Origin of the sequence: Xylophilus sp. ASV27 (assembly GCF_016428875.1) — a bacterium.
Lineage (GTDB): Bacteria > Pseudomonadota > Gammaproteobacteria > Burkholderiales > Burkholderiaceae_C > Xylophilus.
The window spans coordinates 1-896 of sequence record NZ_JAELTO010000249.1 but is presented as its reverse complement, the minus strand read 5'-3'; the positions used below and the strand labels follow the sequence as shown (position 1 = coordinate 896).

General features: G+C 62.6%; 2 protein-coding genes. Both read left to right on the top strand.

What is annotated here, in order from left to right; all coding sequences use genetic code 11:
• Positions 1-684 (top strand): ABC transporter substrate-binding protein (locus JHD63_RS22700; RefSeq protein ID WP_198973059.1); only part of this gene is annotated, 684 nt, incomplete at its 5' end.
• 28 nt (positions 685-712) lie between these two features.
• A partial coding sequence (locus tag JHD63_RS22695) for a hypothetical protein (protein ID WP_198973058.1) occupies positions 713-896 on the top strand: 184 nt, incomplete at its 3' end.

Genomic DNA, 896 nt, shown 5'->3' with positions numbered 1-896 from the left:
GGCCCCATCCTCACCAAGTACCTGCTGGAGAAAACCCCCATTCGCAAAGTGGCGCTGGTGTTCGACCGTACCAACGAGTCACTGATCGAATACAAGAACATCTTCCGCGACGCCTTCAAGGCCGGCGGCGGCAGCGTGGCCGCCGAGGACGCCATCGTGAGCCAGGATGCCAACTTCCTGCCCTTGGCCACCAAGCTCAAGAGCCTGGACGTGGATGCGATCTACATCTCCAGCTACGCCGAGCAGGCCGCCAACCTAGCGACGCAATTACGCAAGGCGGGCGTGCCCGGGAAAGTGCGCATCATCGGCTCGCTGGCTGTTGCATCACCGAAGTTCATCGCCATCGCGGGCAAGGACTCGGACGGCTCCTACGTCATCTCCGACTACGTGATCGGCATCGATCGCCCGCTCAACAAGGCTTTCGACGCGGCTTACCAGGCTCGCTATCAGATGGAGCCCGACAGCTTCGCCGCCATCGGCTACACGCTGGCGCAGGTCGCGCTGGCGGCCCTCAAGGAAGCCGGCCCCACGCCGACGCGTGAAAAGGTGCGCGATGCCTATCTGAGACTGAAGGACGTTCCAGTGATCGTCGGCTCCGGCGTTTGGAACCAGGTCGACCGCCGACCGCAGATCGGAGCGCTGGTGCTCACCGTCAAGGACGGCAAGTTTGCCATCGCGCCTTGACCTTGCACCAATGCAAGGAATCGGGACCATGACGAAATATGTGCAGCAAGATATCGAAGACCCAATGGCCACGCTGTGCCGCATGGCGCTGCGGACGCAGTACGACGACCTGCCGGCCGATGCGGTCCGCCATGCCAAGGAGACGCTGCTAGACGCCATGGGCGTGACTATAGGCGGCTCGGCGATGGAAGGCATCCCGGCCATCGTTGATC